Source organism: Burkholderia sp. Bp9090, assembly GCF_003857985.1.
Lineage (GTDB): Bacteria > Pseudomonadota > Gammaproteobacteria > Burkholderiales > Burkholderiaceae > Burkholderia.
Genome location: NZ_QTPV01000036.1, coordinates 26207 through 41651, shown reverse-complemented (window position 1 = coordinate 41651; position 15445 = coordinate 26207). Strand labels below are relative to the sequence as shown.

Here is a 15445-nt window from a genome sequence, read left to right as displayed (position 1 = left end):
TGCGCGTCACTCGAACGTGATGAACTGGGCAGACGACCACACCTTGCTGTCGTTGCGCTGCCGCCCGAAGAAATAGACGGGGCGGAATCCGAACGACGCATTTTCCGCCGCGACTTCGATGCTGCCCGCGAGATCGACGGGCAGCAGTTGGTCCGTCAACCGTTCGACCGCGACGAATAACTCGGTGCCGCCGAGCGCATGCGTGGCCGTTCCTTGCGCGAGCAGGTCCGCGCCGCTGATCTCGAAGCGGAACGCGGGCGCGTGCACGAACGGATTGCGCTGCAGCGGATCGCCGACCTTCGCGAAGCTGTCGATCGTGCCTTCGACCACGATCGTCGCGTCGGCAAGATTGCCGATGTCGAGCTCGATGCTGTCCGCATCACCATAGGTGTCGCTGCGGAACTCGACGTCGGTCGCGCCGGTACGCCATGCCGACTCCTCGACATGCTCGAAGCCGTTCGAGCCGAAGCGGTGGATCGTGCCGTTGACGACGCGGATCCGGCCGCGCCACGCGGCCCAGCGATAGCGGTCCCGGATGCGGGCGCCGCCCCAGCGCACGCGGATCAGGCGATCCGCGTAGCCGAGTTCCGCATGCAGGTTGCGTTCCCACACCCGTCCTTCGTGATCGTACGCGGCCACGTATTCCCATCCGGACTGGCCGAGCAGCCGGTAGTCGAGCCGCGCCGGCCCGCGATGCGCGAACGCATCGCCTTGCCAGTGATCGCCGCAACGCACGAGCAGCGCACTGTGCTCGCCGGTGGTCGCCCATGTGCGGCGCGCGCGCAGCGCCTCGCCGACGTGCTTGCGATCGAGCACGTCGGCGAGCACACCCGTCAGCCCGCCGTGCACACCGAACACCTGCACGCCGGGCGCGCCGCCACCCGGCCGGCCGCGATGTTCGTCGCCGCTGGCCGCGACGCCGAGCCGGTAGCCGCGTGCGATCACGTCCTGGTACAGCCAGCCGAAGTGCCCCCACGACGACGCGATCTCGACCAGCCGTTCGAGCTCGGGATGGTGCCAGTCGGGAATGTAGCGGCGGCCGCCCACGTGCGGCATCACCAGATGCTGCGCGGCAGCGTCGGCATACGCATCCCACAGTTCCTCGACGGGCCAGCGGCCGAGCTCGACCGCATGACCTTTCATGTCCTCGTTCCAGACCAGCGTACGGTTGTGTTCGCCGCGCGCGTTGTACGGAAAATCCGGCCGCGCATCGCCGAGGAACACCACGTTATGGTCGCCGCCCGCGGTCGAGCTGCCGCACCATTCCTGCACCGGATACACGACGAAGCGGCCCGGCTCGTTGAAGCGTTCGACCGCGTCGACGCCGAGCTGCCAGTTCTCGTCGGTGATCTGGAAATCGTTCGCGGTATAGCCGAGCACGTCGATGCCGCCGATGTCGCGTGCGTAGCGTGCGTTGTACTCGGGGCTGTTGGTGCCGACCGTGTCGTGCGCATGCACATGGAGATCCGCATACAGTGCGCGCGATACCGGCAACGACGCGTCGAGCGTCAGCCACGCTTCGGCCGCACGCACGTCCGGCCGCGCGGGCACGTCGGCCACGATGCGCAGCGTGCCGGCGTCGACCGGCAGGTCGTCGACCGCGCAACTCGCGAATCCCGCCTCGGGCAGCGCATGTTCGCGCCGGTAGACGGCTTCGCCTTGCGCGTCATATGCAACGACGCGCGCGGTGCCGCCGACGTCGCGGCACGCATTGCCCCAGCGATCCTGCAGCGACAGCCGGAATGGCGCGCGGGTGCCCGGCCGCACGAAGCGCGGGCCGTTCAGCAGTACGTCGGACGGCGCGCCGGCGCGGATGTCGATCGAGACGTCGCCGGGCACCGCGACGAAACGCGACGTGCCCAACGGATCGACGTAGAGCCGGAACCGGAAGTTGTCCTCGGCGAAGGTCTGCACGCGCGTGCCGGGGCCGCGACGGCGATCGCCGAGACGGATCACGATCCGGTCGCCGGCGTTCACGTAGCCGTCGACGACGTCGACGATCACCGCCTTCTGGAACGGCCGCTCGTGCCCCTTCTGGTCGAAGCGCACGTTCAGCGCCTGCACGGTGGCCGGGCTCTGCCCCGGCACGAGCGGCGCCGCATGGTATTCGGCGCTGATGTAGTTCGCCGCGGCCGGGTCGCTCGTCTGGAACAGCGCCCAGTCGGAATAGAACTTGAAGGTGGCCTTCAGCCAGCCGCCGTCGGCGATGCCGGACGAGCCGACCTCGTAGTCGAGCACGATCTCGCTCCACTCGCCGGCTTCGAGGCGCGTGACGTTGCAATGCACGCGCCCGGCGAACGGCAGGCGCTTGTGGCGTTCGTACAGGCCCGCGGGTGCGACGTGCGGGCCCAGGCGGTCGCGCAGCGCGGCGGCGCGGGCTGCGACGGAATCGGGGACGTCCGTGGATTCGTTCATGAGGGATGCAAAATGATGTCGTTGGAAAGCGGCGCGCTTCAATGCGCGAACGGCCAGGGCGCGCTCGCGTCCCAGACGGGGATGCCCATGTACGCGTACCACGGCGCGATCACGCAGAGGCCATAGACGATCGCGATCAGCACCGATACCGCGCCGACCTTCGCGTAGTCGGCCGTCGAGAACGCGCCGCTGCTGTACGCGATGACGCCGGCGGTGATCTGCGTGGGCAGCAGATAGGCGAAGCTGTCGGTATCGCTGACGAGCATCGTGAACGCGACCGGATGCAGCCCGAGGCGCGGCGCCAGCGCGAGCGCGATCGGCGCGATCATCGTGACGGCCGCGACGTTGGACAGCATGCCGATGCGGATCACGTGCGTGCCGAGCATCACGATCGCGATCGCGAGCCACCAGCCGTGCCCGCGCGCGGCGACGTAGATGTGATCGGCGGCCCAGTTCGCGAGCCCGGACGCACTGATCGCCGACGACAGCGACAGCGCACCGGCCAGCAGGAACAGCGTGCCCCAGATCGTCCGCTGCTCGACCTCGGCCCAGCCGAAGCGCAGCACGCCGGGTGCGAACAACAGCGCCAGCGCGATCAGCGCGACGATTTCCGACGGCAGGTGATGGAGCGGCTCGGTCGCCCACAGCACGGCGACGGCCGCGAACAGCGCGAGCACGGCCCAGTCGTTGCGGGCGGCGGGCGGTTGCGTACGGCGCATCGCCGCGATCGCGCCGGGGCCGCCGGGAAGCGCGACGGCGCGCGAGCGGAAATGGAACTGCACCCAGCCCTGCGTGATCGCGAACATCCCGAGATACGGCCACTGCAGCTTCAGCCACGTCAGGTAGGAGATCCGGATGCCGAGCTGCTTCTCGAGCAGGCCGGACACGACCATGTTCGGCAGATGCGCGGTGAGGATGCACATGCCGCTGATCATCGCGCCGTACACGAGCGTCTGGATCACGATCGCCTTGCGCGCGGCGCGTTCGCGCGGCGATTCGCCGAACAGCCGGACGATGCCGTTGGTGACCGGCAGCAGCGTGGCGGCACGCGCGTTCGCGGCCGGCACGACGAGCGCCATCACGCAGTTCACGGCGAACATCGCCCAGATCACGCCGTTGGCCGTGCGCACCTTCAGGCGATCGAGCAGCAGCAGGGCGATGCGCCGGTCGAGCCCGCTCGCCTGCATGATCGCGGAGAACAGGAACGCGGCGAGGCACAGGAACACGACGGGCGCGGCGAAGCCGCTGGCCGCCTTCGGAAACGACGGGCTCGCATGCGACAGCACGAGCAGCATCGGCAGCAGGATGCCGCTCACGCCGACGGGAATCGCCTCGGTGATCCAGACGATCGCGACCCACGCGACGACCGCGAGCGTCGCCCGGCCCTCGGCGGAAAGATGCGCGGGCGCGGGCAACCACCAGGCGATCGCGAAGAATGCCAGCCACGCGGCGGCAAAACCGATCGCGGCACGCCGCTGCGCGCCGCGCGATCGTCCCGCCGCGTGCGGATCGGTGCGTGGCGCCGTGGCCGCTTCGGCCCGTGTCGGCCGGCTGCCCTGCACGCCATCGAGCGGCGGCGTGCCGATTGCGTTTTCAGTCACTGGTATGCTCCCCGGGGCATCGGGACCCCGAATCGCGGCCCCGACCGTCTGTCGAGATGTAATAATACGTATTAATACAAGTTGAGCATTCCAATTGCTTTTCATATCGATATCGGGAAACGCGCATAGCGCGAACCCAGCACGACGAGGAAGGATCGATGACGCTGGTGCGTGACGACACGACATCGCTTTACGAGCAGCTTGCGACGACGCTGCGCGACGAGATCGAGCGCGGTGTGTACGAGCCGACCGGCAAGCTGCCGTCCGAGGCGCAGTTGAGCGAGCGTTTTCAGGTGAGCCGCGTGACCGTCAGGCTCGCACTCGATCGGCTGAGCGATGCGCGCATCGTCGAGCGCAAGCAGGGCAAAGGGACGTTCGCCGCCAAGCAGCGGCTGCGGCATCGACTCGATGTGCTGCGCGGGCTGCACGATTCGATCGCCGCGCAGGGCGCGCGGGCGCGCATGGAATTGCTGCGCATGGAAGCGTGTGACGTGCCGCCGGGCTTGCGGCACGCATTTGCCGCCGACGTCACGCGCTGCATCTATCTCGAACGCCTGCACTGGGTCGACGACGAACCCGTCGCGCTCGCGCAGACCTGCCTGCTGCCCGACGCCGGCGCCGTCACGTTCGAGCAGGTCGAGCGCATGTCGACCTACGAGGTGCTGGAGAGCCTGCTCGGCTGGCGCATTACGGATGCCGACATGTCGGTGACGGCCATGGCCGCGCCGGACGATATCGCGGCCCGGCTCAACGCCGACAAACACGCGCCGCTGCTCGTGCTGCGGCGCACGTCGCGCCTCGCGGACGGCCGCACGTGCGAATCCACGGTGTTTCACATTCGGCCCGAGCGCTTCGATCTGGTGGTCCGAAGCGGTGTCGAGGCACGGTTCGTCGGTTGACGCGTGCCGTCGGTCACGGCTTGCGACGCCGCTCCGGCGCGCAGTCGACCGAACCGGACAAGGTGCCCATACGGCTTTTATAAATTACCTTTCGATCTAGATTTCAAATTTTTTATTCTTTCTGGGAATTTCACGGCTCTGTCATATTTCTGTGCACCGAATTCATCGGACCAGAAAAATGTCGAAGACCACCATCATCGCGACGCTCGGAACGCTGTGGAATCCCGCTGAAAGGCTTCTTGCATCGCGTCGTTCGGGCATGACCGTCGCGCGCCACCTGTTGTTCACGCGAGCCCGCGCGCCGCTGAATGGACGCGCAATGACCGCGTTCGTCGGCGTCCGTGGCGCGCGCGCGCATGCGAAGACGCCGGTCTTCGCGTGACGGGAGCGCAGCCGATGCAGAACGTCCTGGGCGCGCTGGCGCCGATCTTCGTGCTGATCCTGGCGGGATTCGTGCTGCGGCAGCGTCGCCTGCTGCCGGACGAATTCTGGCTGCCGTGCGAAACGCTGAACTACTACTACATGTTTCCCGCGCTGATGTTCAGCCAGGTCGCGAAAGCCAATCTGACGCAGTTTCCGGTGCGGCCGATCGCGACCGCGATCCTCGGTGCGGTGGGCGCGAGCGCGATGCTGCTGTATGCGTGGCGAGCGTGGAGCCGGCAGCCGGGGGCCGTGTTCTCGTCGGTGATCCAGGGGGCATTACGGCCGAATACGTATGTGGGTGTTGCCGCGGCCGCGGCGTTGTACGGGAGCGTCGGACTGACGCTCACGTCGATCAGCATCGCGGTCGCGATACCGCTGCTGAACGTCGCGTCGATCATTGTCCTGATGCGCCACGGTCGTGGCGGCGCGCCGTCGGCATGGCAGATCGGCGGCGCGCTGCTGAGGAATCCGGTCATCATGTCGGTCGTCCTCGGCGCCGCGTTCAATCTCGGCGGGCTGGGTCTGCCGGCGGTGATATCGAGCGTGCTGTCGATTCTCGGCGCCGCGTCGCTGCCGCTCGGGTTGCTCGCGGTGGGAGCGGGCCTCGACGTGAAGGCCGCGAAGGCGGCGCGTGGCCCCGTGTTCCAGTCGTCGGTGATCAAGTTGCTGCTCGTGCCGCTGCTGACTTTCTGGATCGGTTTCAGCCTGGGCATCCGCGGCCCGGCACTCACGACGATCGTGCTGTTCAATTCACTGCCGTGCACGCCGTCTGCGTACATCATGGCGAAGCTGCTCGGCGGCGATCACCGGTTGTCCGCCGGCATCATTACGGTACAGACGGCGCTAGCAGCCGTCACGATGCCGTTGGTGCTGCTCGTGTTTCACGGTTGAGCCGGATTCGCGCGCGGTGGCGGGGTGAAATGCGGAAGGCCGGTCAGCTCAACCTGACCGGCCTTCCGCATTTCCGGTGAGCCTACTTGCTGCGGCCCGGTCGCGCGGGCCGCTCGAACGGCACTTCAGTGCAGCGTAGCTGGAGCGCCTCCGAATCGGCGGGCGTTGCGCGTCGGCAGGCCGCACGCGCGAATCGGCCTTGCTCCGTGTTCGGCCTCGCCGCGCGAAGCGGCGAGAAGGCGGGGTTCGTCGGCAGAAGGGACGCGGGGTAGCCGGCCGGCGATGTCCAGACGCATCGGACAGCATGCTGCGCGACCCGCACGGGATTCGTTATCTGCGCGCGGCAGCGAAGCATCACAGCAATCGGTATTTTGCGCGCGCCCGAGGTTGACTAAGATCAAACCCTCAGGCGGACGCCAGTATCGTCAACCGGTCCGCCCGTGCCCGGATCATGAACAACCCTACAGATTCTCCACCGCTCATCTCGCTGCCGGAAAGCGAGCATCGCCCTCTCTCGGTGCGCGCGAAGGCGCTCGTGTTCGCGGATCCCGCCTCGCGCGCGGTCCTGCGCTTCGTCGAGCAGATCGGACCCAGCGCCGCGCCGGCGCTGATCCTCGGCGAGACGGGCACCGGCAAGGAGTTGGTCGCGCGCCATATCCACCATGTCAGCGGCCGCACCGGCGCATTCATCGCGGTCAACTGCGGCGCGATCAGCCAGCAGCTCGCGGAGAGCGAACTGTTCGGCCACGAGGCCGGCGCGTTCACGGGGGCGCAGGGGCGCCGCGTCGGCTATTTCGAGGAAGCGAACGGCGGCACGATCTTTCTCGACGAAATCGGCGATCTCGCGCCGCCGCTGCAGGCGAAGCTGCTGCGCGTGCTGCAGGAGGGCGAGGTGACGCGCGTGGGCGCGACCCGTGCGCGGCCGGTCGACGTCCGCGTCGTCGCGGCGACCAACGTCGACCTCGAGCAGGCCGTGCTGGCCGGCAATTTCCGGATGGACCTGTTCTACCGGATCAATCTCGCCCGGGTGCGGCTGCCGCCGTTGCGCGAGCGGCCGCAGGACATCCTGCCGCTCGCCGAGCATTTCCGCGGGCGCTATTGCGCGCAGCTGAAGCGGCCGCAGCCGATGCTGTCCGAGGCCACGGTGCAGGCGCTGCACGCGTATCCGTGGCCCGGCAATATCCGCGAGCTGGAAAACGTCATGCATCTGGCGTTGCTCGTGTCGAACGGCAACCTGATCCGCCCGGAGCACCTGAAGTTCTCCGAGGCACTCGCAGGCTATGCGCAAGCCGACGCCGGCGCGGCGACGTTGCCGCAGGACGACATCCGCGCGGGCGTGCGCCGCCTGTTCCGCGCGCCCGGCGAAAGCCTGCTGCGCGACATCGAGGAACTGGTCGTCGGCGAGGCGTTCGAGCATTGCCGGTTCAGCCAGGTGCGCACGGCAGCGCTGCTCGGTGTCACGCGCAACACGATGCGCACGCTGCTCGCGCGCCACGGGCTGCTCAGCGAGCCGCGCCCGGAATCCGCATTCGACGACTGACGCGTCGCGGCGGTCGGGCGGTGTCGCCGGCTCGCCGTCCGGCGCGTCAAGAGAGGCTGGCGCGTGCCAGCCGCGTGCGCACGCGCGGCAATACGTGCTCGCCCACGCGTGCCGCTTCCTCCAGGTTCGGATAGGACGACAGCAGGAAGGTATCGATGCCGAGTTGCCGGTATTCGTGGACGCGCGCGGCAACCTGGTCGTAGCTGCCGACGATCGCGGTGCCGGCGCCGCCGCGAATCAGGCCGACGCCGGCCCACAGGTTCGGAGATACCTCCAGCTCGCGCAGCGAGCGCAGCGCGCCGCGGCTCAGCGCGGTCTGGCGTTGCTGGCCGACCGATTCGTAGGCGGCGAGCTTGCGCTGCGCGTCGACATAGGTCTGGTCGGAAATCTCGCTCAGCAACTCGTCGGCGCGCGCCCATGCGGCGCGTTCGGTCGGGCGCGCGATCACGTGCACGCGCAGCCCGAAGCGCAGCCGGCGGCCGTGCATCGCGGCCAGTGCACGCAGCCGCGCGATGCGTTCGCGCACGGCGTCGGGCGGCTCGCCCCACAGCAGGTACGTATCGGCCTGGCTCGCGGCCACCTGTTCGGCAAGCGTCGACGCCCCGCCGAGGTAGAGCGCCGGCGGGGTCGCGAGCGGCACGCCTGCATGCGCGGGGTTCAGCATGTAGTAACGCCCGGCGACGGAGTGGCCGGCGCCCTGCCACAGACGCCGCAGGATCCGCAGGCATTCGGACGTGCGCTGGTAGCGCGCGTCGTGATCGAGAAAGTCGCCGAGCGCACGCTGGTCGTAAGCGCTCGAGCCGTTGACCGCGAACAGGCGCAGGCGGGCGCCGCTCATGCGCTGCAGGGTGGCCGCCTTGCGCGCGATCTGTTCGGGCTGCTCGAGGCCCGGGCGGAATGTCACGATCAACGCGATGCGGTGCGTTGCACGCGCGAGCTGCGCACTGACGAGCCACGGATCCTCGAAGCCCGCGGCCATCGGCAACAGCAGGCTGTCGAAGCCGGCGGCCTCCGCCGCGCAGGCGACGCCGCGCAGGTATTCGGGCGTGGCCGGCCGATAGTCCTGCATGTAGTTCGGCGGGCGCGGCAGGCCGCTGTTGGCGAGATGCGGACCGTCGCCGTTGGTCGGCAGGAACCACGCGAAATCGACGCTCATGCGTCGCCTCGCCGGCGGCTTGCCCGACGCGCGACGCGCGCGCGTCGCACGTCGTCGAACCCGACCGTGCGCCGGAGCAGCGCATCGGCCGGCGGTGGCGCGAGGCCGCGCGCGCGATACGCGCGTTCGACGGCCGCCGCCACCGGCGGCGCGCTGGCGGGTACGAGCAGCCCGTCGCACCACGACGCGGCGAACGCGATTTCGCGCCGCTCGGCGACCGACCAGTAGACGGCAGGCCGCTGCGCCGCGAGATCGGGCAAACGGGCATGCTCGACGCGATAGTAGACCCCGCGATACTGCAGCGGCGAATCGGTTGCCCACAGTGCGCGCAGGAGCGACAGGAATTCGGCGCTGCGCGCGAGCCGCTGGTCGCGGTTCAGATGCATGGCCCGGTCGGTCGCGTCGACGTCCTGCGCGTCGGCTTCGCATGCGAGCAGCGCGCGGCCGCGGCTCAGCGACTGCAGGCTTTGCGCGAGATGGGCAGCGGCGACGGGCAGCATCGCACCGGCCTGCAGCGTGACCATCACGCGCAGCGCCGGCAGCGCATCGACGAGCGCCGCGGCCGCCATCCACGGGTCGGGTCCGCCGGCCCGCGCGGGCAGCAGCACGGCGTCGCAGCCGGCCGCGACGCCGGCCTCGGCAAGCGCGATCCAGTCGGCGGCCGGGTCGGCGCGTGTGTCGTCGCAGCCGATGTCGAGCCGCAGCAGCAGACGCGGCGCGCTCATGCGGGTGCGTGCGCCGGCCGCCAGCCGAGCGCCGGCGCAATCGTTTCCGCGAGCGCGCGCAGCCGCGCCAGCGCGTCGTCGAGCGACGAGCTTTCCGATTGCACGACCGGCAGGAAATAGTCGGCGAACGGGAACAGCGCCGGGTCGCCGCGCAGGCTTTCGATCACGTCGTCCGGATGCCCGTAGTGGACGTTCAGCAGCCGCACGATCTGCTCGGGATCGGTCACGTCGGGATGGCCGCTCGCGGCGAGCCACGGAATATGGCGCACGACGTCGGGCGCCAGCGCGGCGAGCGCGGTGCGCCGGTCGCGTGCGGGAAACACCGCGCGCACCACGCCGATGCGCGGTGCCGGCGCGCCGGCGTGTGCGTGTTCGCGCCAGGCGTCGAGATACGCGTGCGCGAGCGGCAGCTGGACGGTGCGCGGATCGTGCACGGCGGTGCCGAGCAGCAGGCCGTTGCCGTGCCGTGCGGCGAACCGCGCGCCGTCGGGCGACGCGTGCGAATGCCACAGGCGCGCGCGCACGCCGGGCGCCGCGGGCTGCAGCACGAGCGGCGGCGCGTCGGCGGCGGCCGGGTGCGCGAGCGGGCGGCCCGCGAGCGCATCCTGCAGACGTTCGAGCGCGGTCGCGAAGCGCGCCTGCCGCGTGTCGACGTCGAGCCCGAACGCGGCGAACGCGTCGAGATTCGCGCCGCCGCTGCCCAGACCGAGTTGCAGCCGGCCGCCCGCCAGCGCGTCGAGCACCGCCGCGTCTTCGGCGAGCCGCAGCGGATCCTCGAGCGACAGCGTGACGATTCCCGTGCCGAGTTCGATGCGGCGCGTGCGTTGCGCGACGGCGGCCAGCAGCACGAGCGGCGACGGCAGCCGGCCGTATTCCGCGCGGAAATGATGCTGCGCGACGAATCCGCCGTCGAAGCCGAGCTGTTCGGCCGCGACGAACAGCGTTTCGAGATCCGCGTAGACGCGGCGCGCGTCGCCGCTGCCGTGGACGTGCGTGAGGAAACCGAGCTTGAACGGCCGGCGCTCGGCCGGTGCGGGTCTGGACGATCGAGTCATGTCGGGATCGGATCGGAAGTGAGCGAAGCGGCTTCGGGGCCTGCCGAGGCCGGCCTCCAGCCGAGCGCCGGCGCGATCGCGCCGGCGACGGTCTCGAGCCGGTGCAGCGCGTCGCGCTGCGAGGTGCCGGCCGTCTGCACCTGCACGACCAGCTCGGTTGCGCCGGCCAGCGCGGGATCGATCTGAAGCGCGGCCGCGATGTCGGCAGGCGCACCGCGTAGTACACCGAAGCGATCGAGCAGCGCGGGGAGGTCGGCGGGCCCGGGCGCCGGTGCGCCGCCGGCCGCGGCGAGCCGCGCGGCGTACCGCAGGATGTCGGGGCCGATCGTCGCTTCGACGGCGGCCGCATCCGCGCCCGGCACGACCGCCCGCACGAGTGCGACACGGGGCGCGCCCGGATGGGACCACGCGCGGCGATAGCGCGCCACGAGCACTGCTTCGCCGTCCTGTTCCGGACGCGTGCGCGCGACGATCAGCCCGTGACCGTTGCGCGCGACCGCTTCGGCATCGCCGGTCGCTTGCCAGACACGCGCGGCCAACGTGGGCGCGGGCGGTTGCAGCGTCGCCCCGGCCGGGGTGAGCGGCGCGCCATCCAGCGCCCGGCGCAACGCCGCGAGCGCGTCGGCCTGCAGCGCCGCGCGCGCACCGAAATCGCGGCCGAACGCGGCGAACACGTCCGCCTCGAAGCCGGCGCCGACACCGAGCTGAAGGCGGCCGTCGGCCAACGCGTCGAGCACGGCCGCATCTTCCGCGACGCGCAGCGCCGCTTCGAGCGGCAGCACGATCACGCCGGTGCCGAGCGCGATGCGCCGCGTGCGGCGCGCGGCGGCCGCCAGCAGCACGAGCGGCGACGGCAGCCGGCCCGTTTCGCTGCCGAAATGGTGCTGGGCCACCCACGCGCTGTCGAAGCCGAGCGCTTCCGCCGCTTCGATCAGCGCGAGCGTGTCGTGCAGCACGCGCGGCGACGAATCGGGCGCGTAGACGCGCGTCAGCACGCCGAGTCGGAACGGGCGCGTCATGCGGCACCACCGCGGACCGGTTCGACCGTATCGCCGCGCAGCGACGACGGGCGCCGAAAGAAGGGCGGGCGCGGCAGGCCGAGCTGATCGCGCAGCGTCGGGCCTTCGTACTCGGTGCGGAACAGCCGGCGCCGCTGCAGTTCGGGCACGACGAGATCGACGAAATCGTCGAGGCCGCCGGGCACCCACGCGAACGCGACGTTGAACCCGTCGGCGCCGTACGACAGGAACCATTCCTCGAAGCGATCGGCGATGGTCTTCGGCGTGCCGGTGACGACACCGGCGCTGGCAAAGCGCTCGTAGAGCTGGCGGATCGTCAGGTTCTCGCGGCGCGCGAGATCGACGATCAACTGCTGCCGGCTCTTGCTGCGATTGCTCGGCGGCAGCTCGGGCAACGGTCCGTCGAGCGGATAACCGGACAGGTCGAAATCGCCCGCGTTGTCGGCGAGCAGCCGCAGCCCGAGCACCGGATCGATCAGGTCCTGCAACGCGCGCAGCTTGTCGCGTGCTTCGGCCTCGGTCGCGCCGACGATCGGCATCACGCCGGGCAGGATCTTCAGGTGCTCCGGCCGGCGGCCGTGACGCGCGAGGCGGCCCTTGACGTCCGCATAGAAAGCCTGGGCGTCGTCGAGCCGGTGCTGCGCGGTGAAGATCACTTCCGCGCAGCGTGCCGCGAGTTCGCGGCCCGCCTCCGACGAACCGGCCTGCACGAGCACCGGATGGCCCTGCGGCGCGCGCGCGACGTTCAGCGGGCCGCGCACGCTGAAGTTCGGCCCGTGATGATCCAGCACATGCAGCTTGCGGTGATCGAAATGCAGGCCGGCGGCCTTGTCCTCGATGAACGCGTCGTCTTCCCAGCTGTCCCACAGCCCCGCCACGACGCGCTGGAATTCGTCGGCGCGCGCGTAGCGATCGGCGTGCGCGAGGTGCGGCGTCGCGCCGAAGTTCGCCGCTTCGTCGGGCACGACCGACGTGACGAGATTCCACCCCGCGCGCCCGCCGCTCAGGTGGTCGAGCGACGCGAACTTGCGGGCGATGTGGTACGGCGCGTTGTAGGTCGTCGTCGCGGTCGCGATCAGGCCGATACGTTGCGTGACGGCCGCCAGCGCGGCGAGCAGCGTGAGCGGCTCGAAGGTGTCGGCGCGCGCGCTGCGGCGCAGGGAATCGATGTGGCTGCCCTGCGTCGCGACCACGTCCGCGACGAACAGCGCATCGAGCTTGCCGCGCTCGGCCGTCTGCGCCATCCGGCGGAAATGCGCGAAGTCGCGGTTGCCGTTCGGCTGCGCGAGCGGATGGCGCCAGCCGACCACATGGCTGCCGCCGCCGTTCAGCATCGCGTTGAGTTTCAGGGTGTCGGTGCGGCGCGTCATCCGGATGGACTCCTCAATACGTGTAGGTCACGCGTACGCCGACGGTGCGCGGCGGCCCCGCGGCGGCGACGTTCGTGCCGGGCAGGAAGAAGTTCTTCGTCAGGTCGTACTGGCGGTTGAACAGGTTGCGCGCCCACAGCGCGACGTCCCAGTGCCGGTCGGGCGAGGTGACGGTCAGGCTCGCGTTGACGAGCCAGTAACTGTCGACCGTGTAGTTCGGGCCGAGCAGCAGCAATTGCGAATAGGCGTCGCGGTAGCTGTAATTCGTCTCCGCGCGCAGCCGGTAGCCGCCCGCGAGCCAGCTGTACGCGACCTGTCCGCCGTAGCTCAGGCGCGGGAAGCTGAGCGCGCTGCCGTTGTAGTCGGTGAACACGTTGTGGCCGCTCGCCGCCGACGCCTGCGTGTTGTACGTGACGAACGGCGACGTGTACTTGCCGCTCTTGTAGCCGACGTACTGCGAGATTTCCAGCCCGCGCACCGGCTGCCATTTCAGGTCGGTCTCGAAGCCGTCGATGCGCGATTTCGGCGCGTTGACGAACGTGCCGATCAGCGATTGCGAGTTCGGGTCGAAGGTGGCCGACAGCACCTGCTGGTCGCGATAGTCGTAATGGAACGCCGACGCGTTCCAGCGCAGCGAGCGCGTGAGGTCGCTCTTGAAGCCCACCTCGTACGCGGTCAGCGATTCGGGCTTGAACGGCGCGAGCGCGTTCGAATTGCCGGTGTTGTGCGCGGTGAAGCCGCCCGACTTGTAGCCGCGGCTGACGGTCGCGTAAAGCATCGTCGCCGGTGCGAGGTCGAATTCGAGGCCGACCTTGCCCGACGTGCCGTTCGACGTCAGCGACTGGTTCGCGTCGCCGCCCCGGAAGCCCGCGAACGGCACGAACGACGGCGTCAGCATGCCCGACGCGAAGCCGCGCAGTTCGCGCTTCTCGTGTTCCTGCCGCAAGCCGACGATGCCGCGCAGGCGTTTCGTGATGTCGTAGGTCGCCTGGCCGTAGACGCCGAGCGTGTCGACCGACTGCCGGTAGCGCGTGAGCGCGATGAAGCCGAGCCGGTCGCTGAAGTCGGAATAGAACTTCTCGTCGAGATCGTCGTGCGAGTAGAACAGGCCGGAGACCCAGCGCAGCCGCGTGTCGCCGCGCGACGACGCGCGCAGTTCCTGCGTGACTTCGTTGACGGTGTCGTCGAAGTATTCGTCGGAATCGTGGTATCGCGTCGCGTCCCAGTCCGAATACTCGCGACGGTGCAGGTAGTTGTACGCGGTGATGCTCTTCAGCTCGACCGGGCCGAGGTTCCACGTCGCGGTCAGGTCGACGCCGCCGTTCACGTTGTCGCGCCCCGGCTTCGCGTCGGTCGACAGGCCCGTCACGCGCGAAAACGCGGGGCTCACGCCCCAGCCCGTCTTCGTGTGGTCGGCGTCGGCCGGGATCACTTCGCCGGTCTTGGTCGACGTGTAAGGCGAGAACAGGTAGAGCCCCGTGTTGTCGGACTTGTCGAATCCGCCGTGCGCGCCGAAGTGCAGCTTGAAATCGCGCGCGACGTCCCAGTCGAGCTGCGCGCGCGCGGCGGCGCTGTCGTGGTTGCCGAGCGTCTGGTTGGTCGCGCGGTTGTTCTGCCATGCGCCGAAGTCCTGTGTCGTGAACGCGAAACGGCCGCGCACGCGGTCGCTCAGCGGCCCGGACACGTAGCCTTCGGTCGTCAGCAGGTTGTGCGTGCCGTATTCGACGCTCGCGCCGGCTTCGAAATCGCGGGTCGGCTGGTTCGTAATGAAGTTCACCGTGCCGCCGGTCGTATTGCGGCCGTACAGCGTGCCCTGCGGGCCGCGCAGCACCTCGACGCGCGCGATGTCGAACAGTTGCCCCTGGGTCTGGATCGGCAGCGCGTACGCGACGTCGTCGACGTTGATGCCGACCGTCGACGCGTTGTTCGACGTGTAGTCGTTGAAGCCGACGCCGCGAATCCGGAACTGCGGCTGGCCGCCGCCGAACGCGGGCTCGACTTCGACGCTCGCGGTCGCATGCTGCAGGTCGTTGACGGTCTCGACGTTCAGCGTCTTGAGGTCGCTGCCCGAGATGACCGACATCGACGTGCCGACGCGCTGCGCCGATTGCCGCCGCCGCTGGGCCGTGACGATCACGTCCTTCAGCTGGGCCTCCGCGACCGGCGCGCTGCCGCTCGCGTGCGTCGCGCCGGATGCAGCCGGTGCAGCCGATGCCGCCGGTGCAAGCGGGGCCGCCGCGGCCGCCGAAGCGGCGATCGGCGCCGCGGTGGCCGCCGGCTGCTGCTGCGCATGCAGCGCCGGCGCGGCGGCCAGCAGCGCCGACGCGCCGAGGGAGGCGCTCAACATCGTG

12 protein-coding genes are annotated in these 15445 nt (G+C 69.8%); 4 read left to right on the top strand and 8 right to left on the bottom strand.

The window, feature by feature from the left end; translation table 11 throughout:
* Positions 1-6 precede the first annotated feature (6 nt).
* Complete coding sequence (locus DIE16_RS26680; RefSeq protein ID WP_124893718.1) at positions 7-2415, bottom strand: hypothetical protein; 2409 nt, start codon at positions 2413-2415, stop codon at positions 7-9.
* A 38-nt stretch (positions 2416-2453) separates the two neighbouring features.
* The gene (locus DIE16_RS26675) at positions 2454-4016 is read right to left on the bottom strand and encodes an anion permease (RefSeq protein ID WP_260427362.1); all 1563 of its coding nucleotides are present in this window, start codon (positions 4014-4016) and stop codon (positions 2454-2456) included.
* A gap of 158 nt (positions 4017-4174) precedes the next feature.
* Here DIE16_RS26675 and DIE16_RS26670 point away from each other — a divergent pair, with 158 nt between their 5' ends.
* The 4 genes from DIE16_RS26670 to DIE16_RS26655 all read left to right on the top strand — a co-directional run bounded on the left by DIE16_RS26670 (position 4175) and on the right by DIE16_RS26655 (position 7769).
* The gene (locus tag DIE16_RS26670) at positions 4175-4915 is read left to right on the top strand and encodes a GntR family transcriptional regulator (protein ID WP_124893717.1); all 741 of its coding nucleotides are present in this window, start codon (positions 4175-4177) and stop codon (positions 4913-4915) included.
* A gap of 178 nt (positions 4916-5093) precedes the next feature.
* On the top strand, positions 5094-5297 hold the full coding sequence (locus DIE16_RS26665) for a hypothetical protein (protein ID WP_124893716.1): 204 nt from the start codon (positions 5094-5096) through the stop codon (positions 5295-5297).
* 14 nt (positions 5298-5311) lie between these two features.
* Complete coding sequence (locus tag DIE16_RS26660) at positions 5312-6229, top strand: AEC family transporter (RefSeq protein ID WP_124667816.1); 918 nt, start codon at positions 5312-5314, stop codon at positions 6227-6229.
* Positions 6230-6680: 451 nt separating this feature from the next.
* Positions 6681-7769: a sigma-54-dependent Fis family transcriptional regulator gene (locus tag DIE16_RS26655; RefSeq protein ID WP_124489472.1), complete on the top strand. Its 1089-nt coding sequence runs from the start codon at positions 6681-6683 to the stop codon at positions 7767-7769.
* A 46-nt stretch (positions 7770-7815) separates the two neighbouring features.
* Here the strand turns inward: DIE16_RS26655 and DIE16_RS26650 are convergent, their stop codons facing one another.
* Genes DIE16_RS26650 through DIE16_RS26625 form a run of 6 tightly spaced genes read right to left on the bottom strand, consistent with a single transcriptional unit; the run spans position 7816 to position 15441 of the window.
* On the bottom strand, positions 7816-8925 hold the full coding sequence (locus DIE16_RS26650) for an LLM class flavin-dependent oxidoreductase (RefSeq protein WP_124489471.1): 1110 nt from the start codon (positions 8923-8925) through the stop codon (positions 7816-7818).
* A complete protein-coding gene (locus DIE16_RS26645; RefSeq protein WP_124523393.1) occupies positions 8922-9650 on the bottom strand; it encodes an LLM class flavin-dependent oxidoreductase in 729 nt (242 codons plus the stop codon). The genes DIE16_RS26650 and DIE16_RS26645 overlap by 4 nt, the downstream gene beginning before the upstream one ends.
* Positions 9647-10705 (bottom strand): LLM class flavin-dependent oxidoreductase, encoded by a 1059-nt coding sequence (locus DIE16_RS26640; RefSeq protein ID WP_124523392.1) that lies wholly within the window; start codon positions 10703-10705, stop codon positions 9647-9649. Before DIE16_RS26640 ends, DIE16_RS26645 begins: the two co-directional genes overlap by 4 nt.
* On the bottom strand, positions 10702-11724 hold the full coding sequence (locus DIE16_RS26635; RefSeq protein ID WP_124523391.1) for an LLM class flavin-dependent oxidoreductase: 1023 nt from the start codon (positions 11722-11724) through the stop codon (positions 10702-10704). Before DIE16_RS26635 ends, DIE16_RS26640 begins: the two co-directional genes overlap by 4 nt.
* Entirely contained in the window at positions 11721-13094 is a 1374-nt protein-coding gene (locus DIE16_RS26630) for an LLM class flavin-dependent oxidoreductase (protein WP_124523390.1), read from the bottom strand. Before DIE16_RS26630 ends, DIE16_RS26635 begins: the two co-directional genes overlap by 4 nt.
* Before the next feature lie 13 nt (positions 13095-13107).
* Positions 13108-15441 (bottom strand): TonB-dependent receptor, encoded by a 2334-nt coding sequence (locus tag DIE16_RS26625; RefSeq protein ID WP_185735519.1) that lies wholly within the window; start codon positions 15439-15441, stop codon positions 13108-13110.
* Positions 15442-15445 lie beyond the last annotated feature (4 nt).

What these genes read in the sequence shown, in the direction of transcription:
- DIE16_RS26650 (WP_124489471.1), bottom strand. Translation starts at nt 8,925, where the DNA reads ATGAGCGTCGATTTCGCGTGGTTCCTGCCGACCAACGGCGACGGTCCG.
- DIE16_RS26680 (WP_124893718.1), bottom strand. Translation starts at nt 2,415, where the DNA reads ATGAACGAATCCACGGACGTCCCCGATTCCGTCGCAGCCCGCGCCGCC.
- DIE16_RS26645 (WP_124523393.1), bottom strand. Translation starts at nt 9,650, where the DNA reads ATGAGCGCGCCGCGTCTGCTGCTGCGGCTCGACATCGGCTGCGACGAC.
- DIE16_RS26635 (WP_124523391.1), bottom strand. Translation starts at nt 11,724, where the DNA reads ATGACGCGCCCGTTCCGACTCGGCGTGCTGACGCGCGTCTACGCGCCC.
- DIE16_RS26655 (WP_124489472.1), top strand. Translation starts at nt 6,681, where the DNA reads ATGAACAACCCTACAGATTCTCCACCGCTCATCTCGCTGCCGGAAAGC.
- DIE16_RS26670 (WP_124893717.1), top strand. Translation starts at nt 4,175, where the DNA reads ATGACGCTGGTGCGTGACGACACGACATCGCTTTACGAGCAGCTTGCG.
- DIE16_RS26630 (WP_124523390.1), bottom strand. Translation starts at nt 13,094, where the DNA reads ATGACGCGCCGCACCGACACCCTGAAACTCAACGCGATGCTGAACGGC.
- DIE16_RS26625 (WP_185735519.1), bottom strand. Translation starts at nt 15,441, where the DNA reads ATGTTGAGCGCCTCCCTCGGCGCGTCGGCGCTGCTGGCCGCCGCGCCG.
- DIE16_RS26640 (WP_124523392.1), bottom strand. Translation starts at nt 10,705, where the DNA reads ATGACTCGATCGTCCAGACCCGCACCGGCCGAGCGCCGGCCGTTCAAG.
- DIE16_RS26660 (WP_124667816.1), top strand. Translation starts at nt 5,312, where the DNA reads ATGCAGAACGTCCTGGGCGCGCTGGCGCCGATCTTCGTGCTGATCCTG.
- DIE16_RS26665 (WP_124893716.1), top strand. Translation starts at nt 5,094, where the DNA reads ATGTCGAAGACCACCATCATCGCGACGCTCGGAACGCTGTGGAATCCC.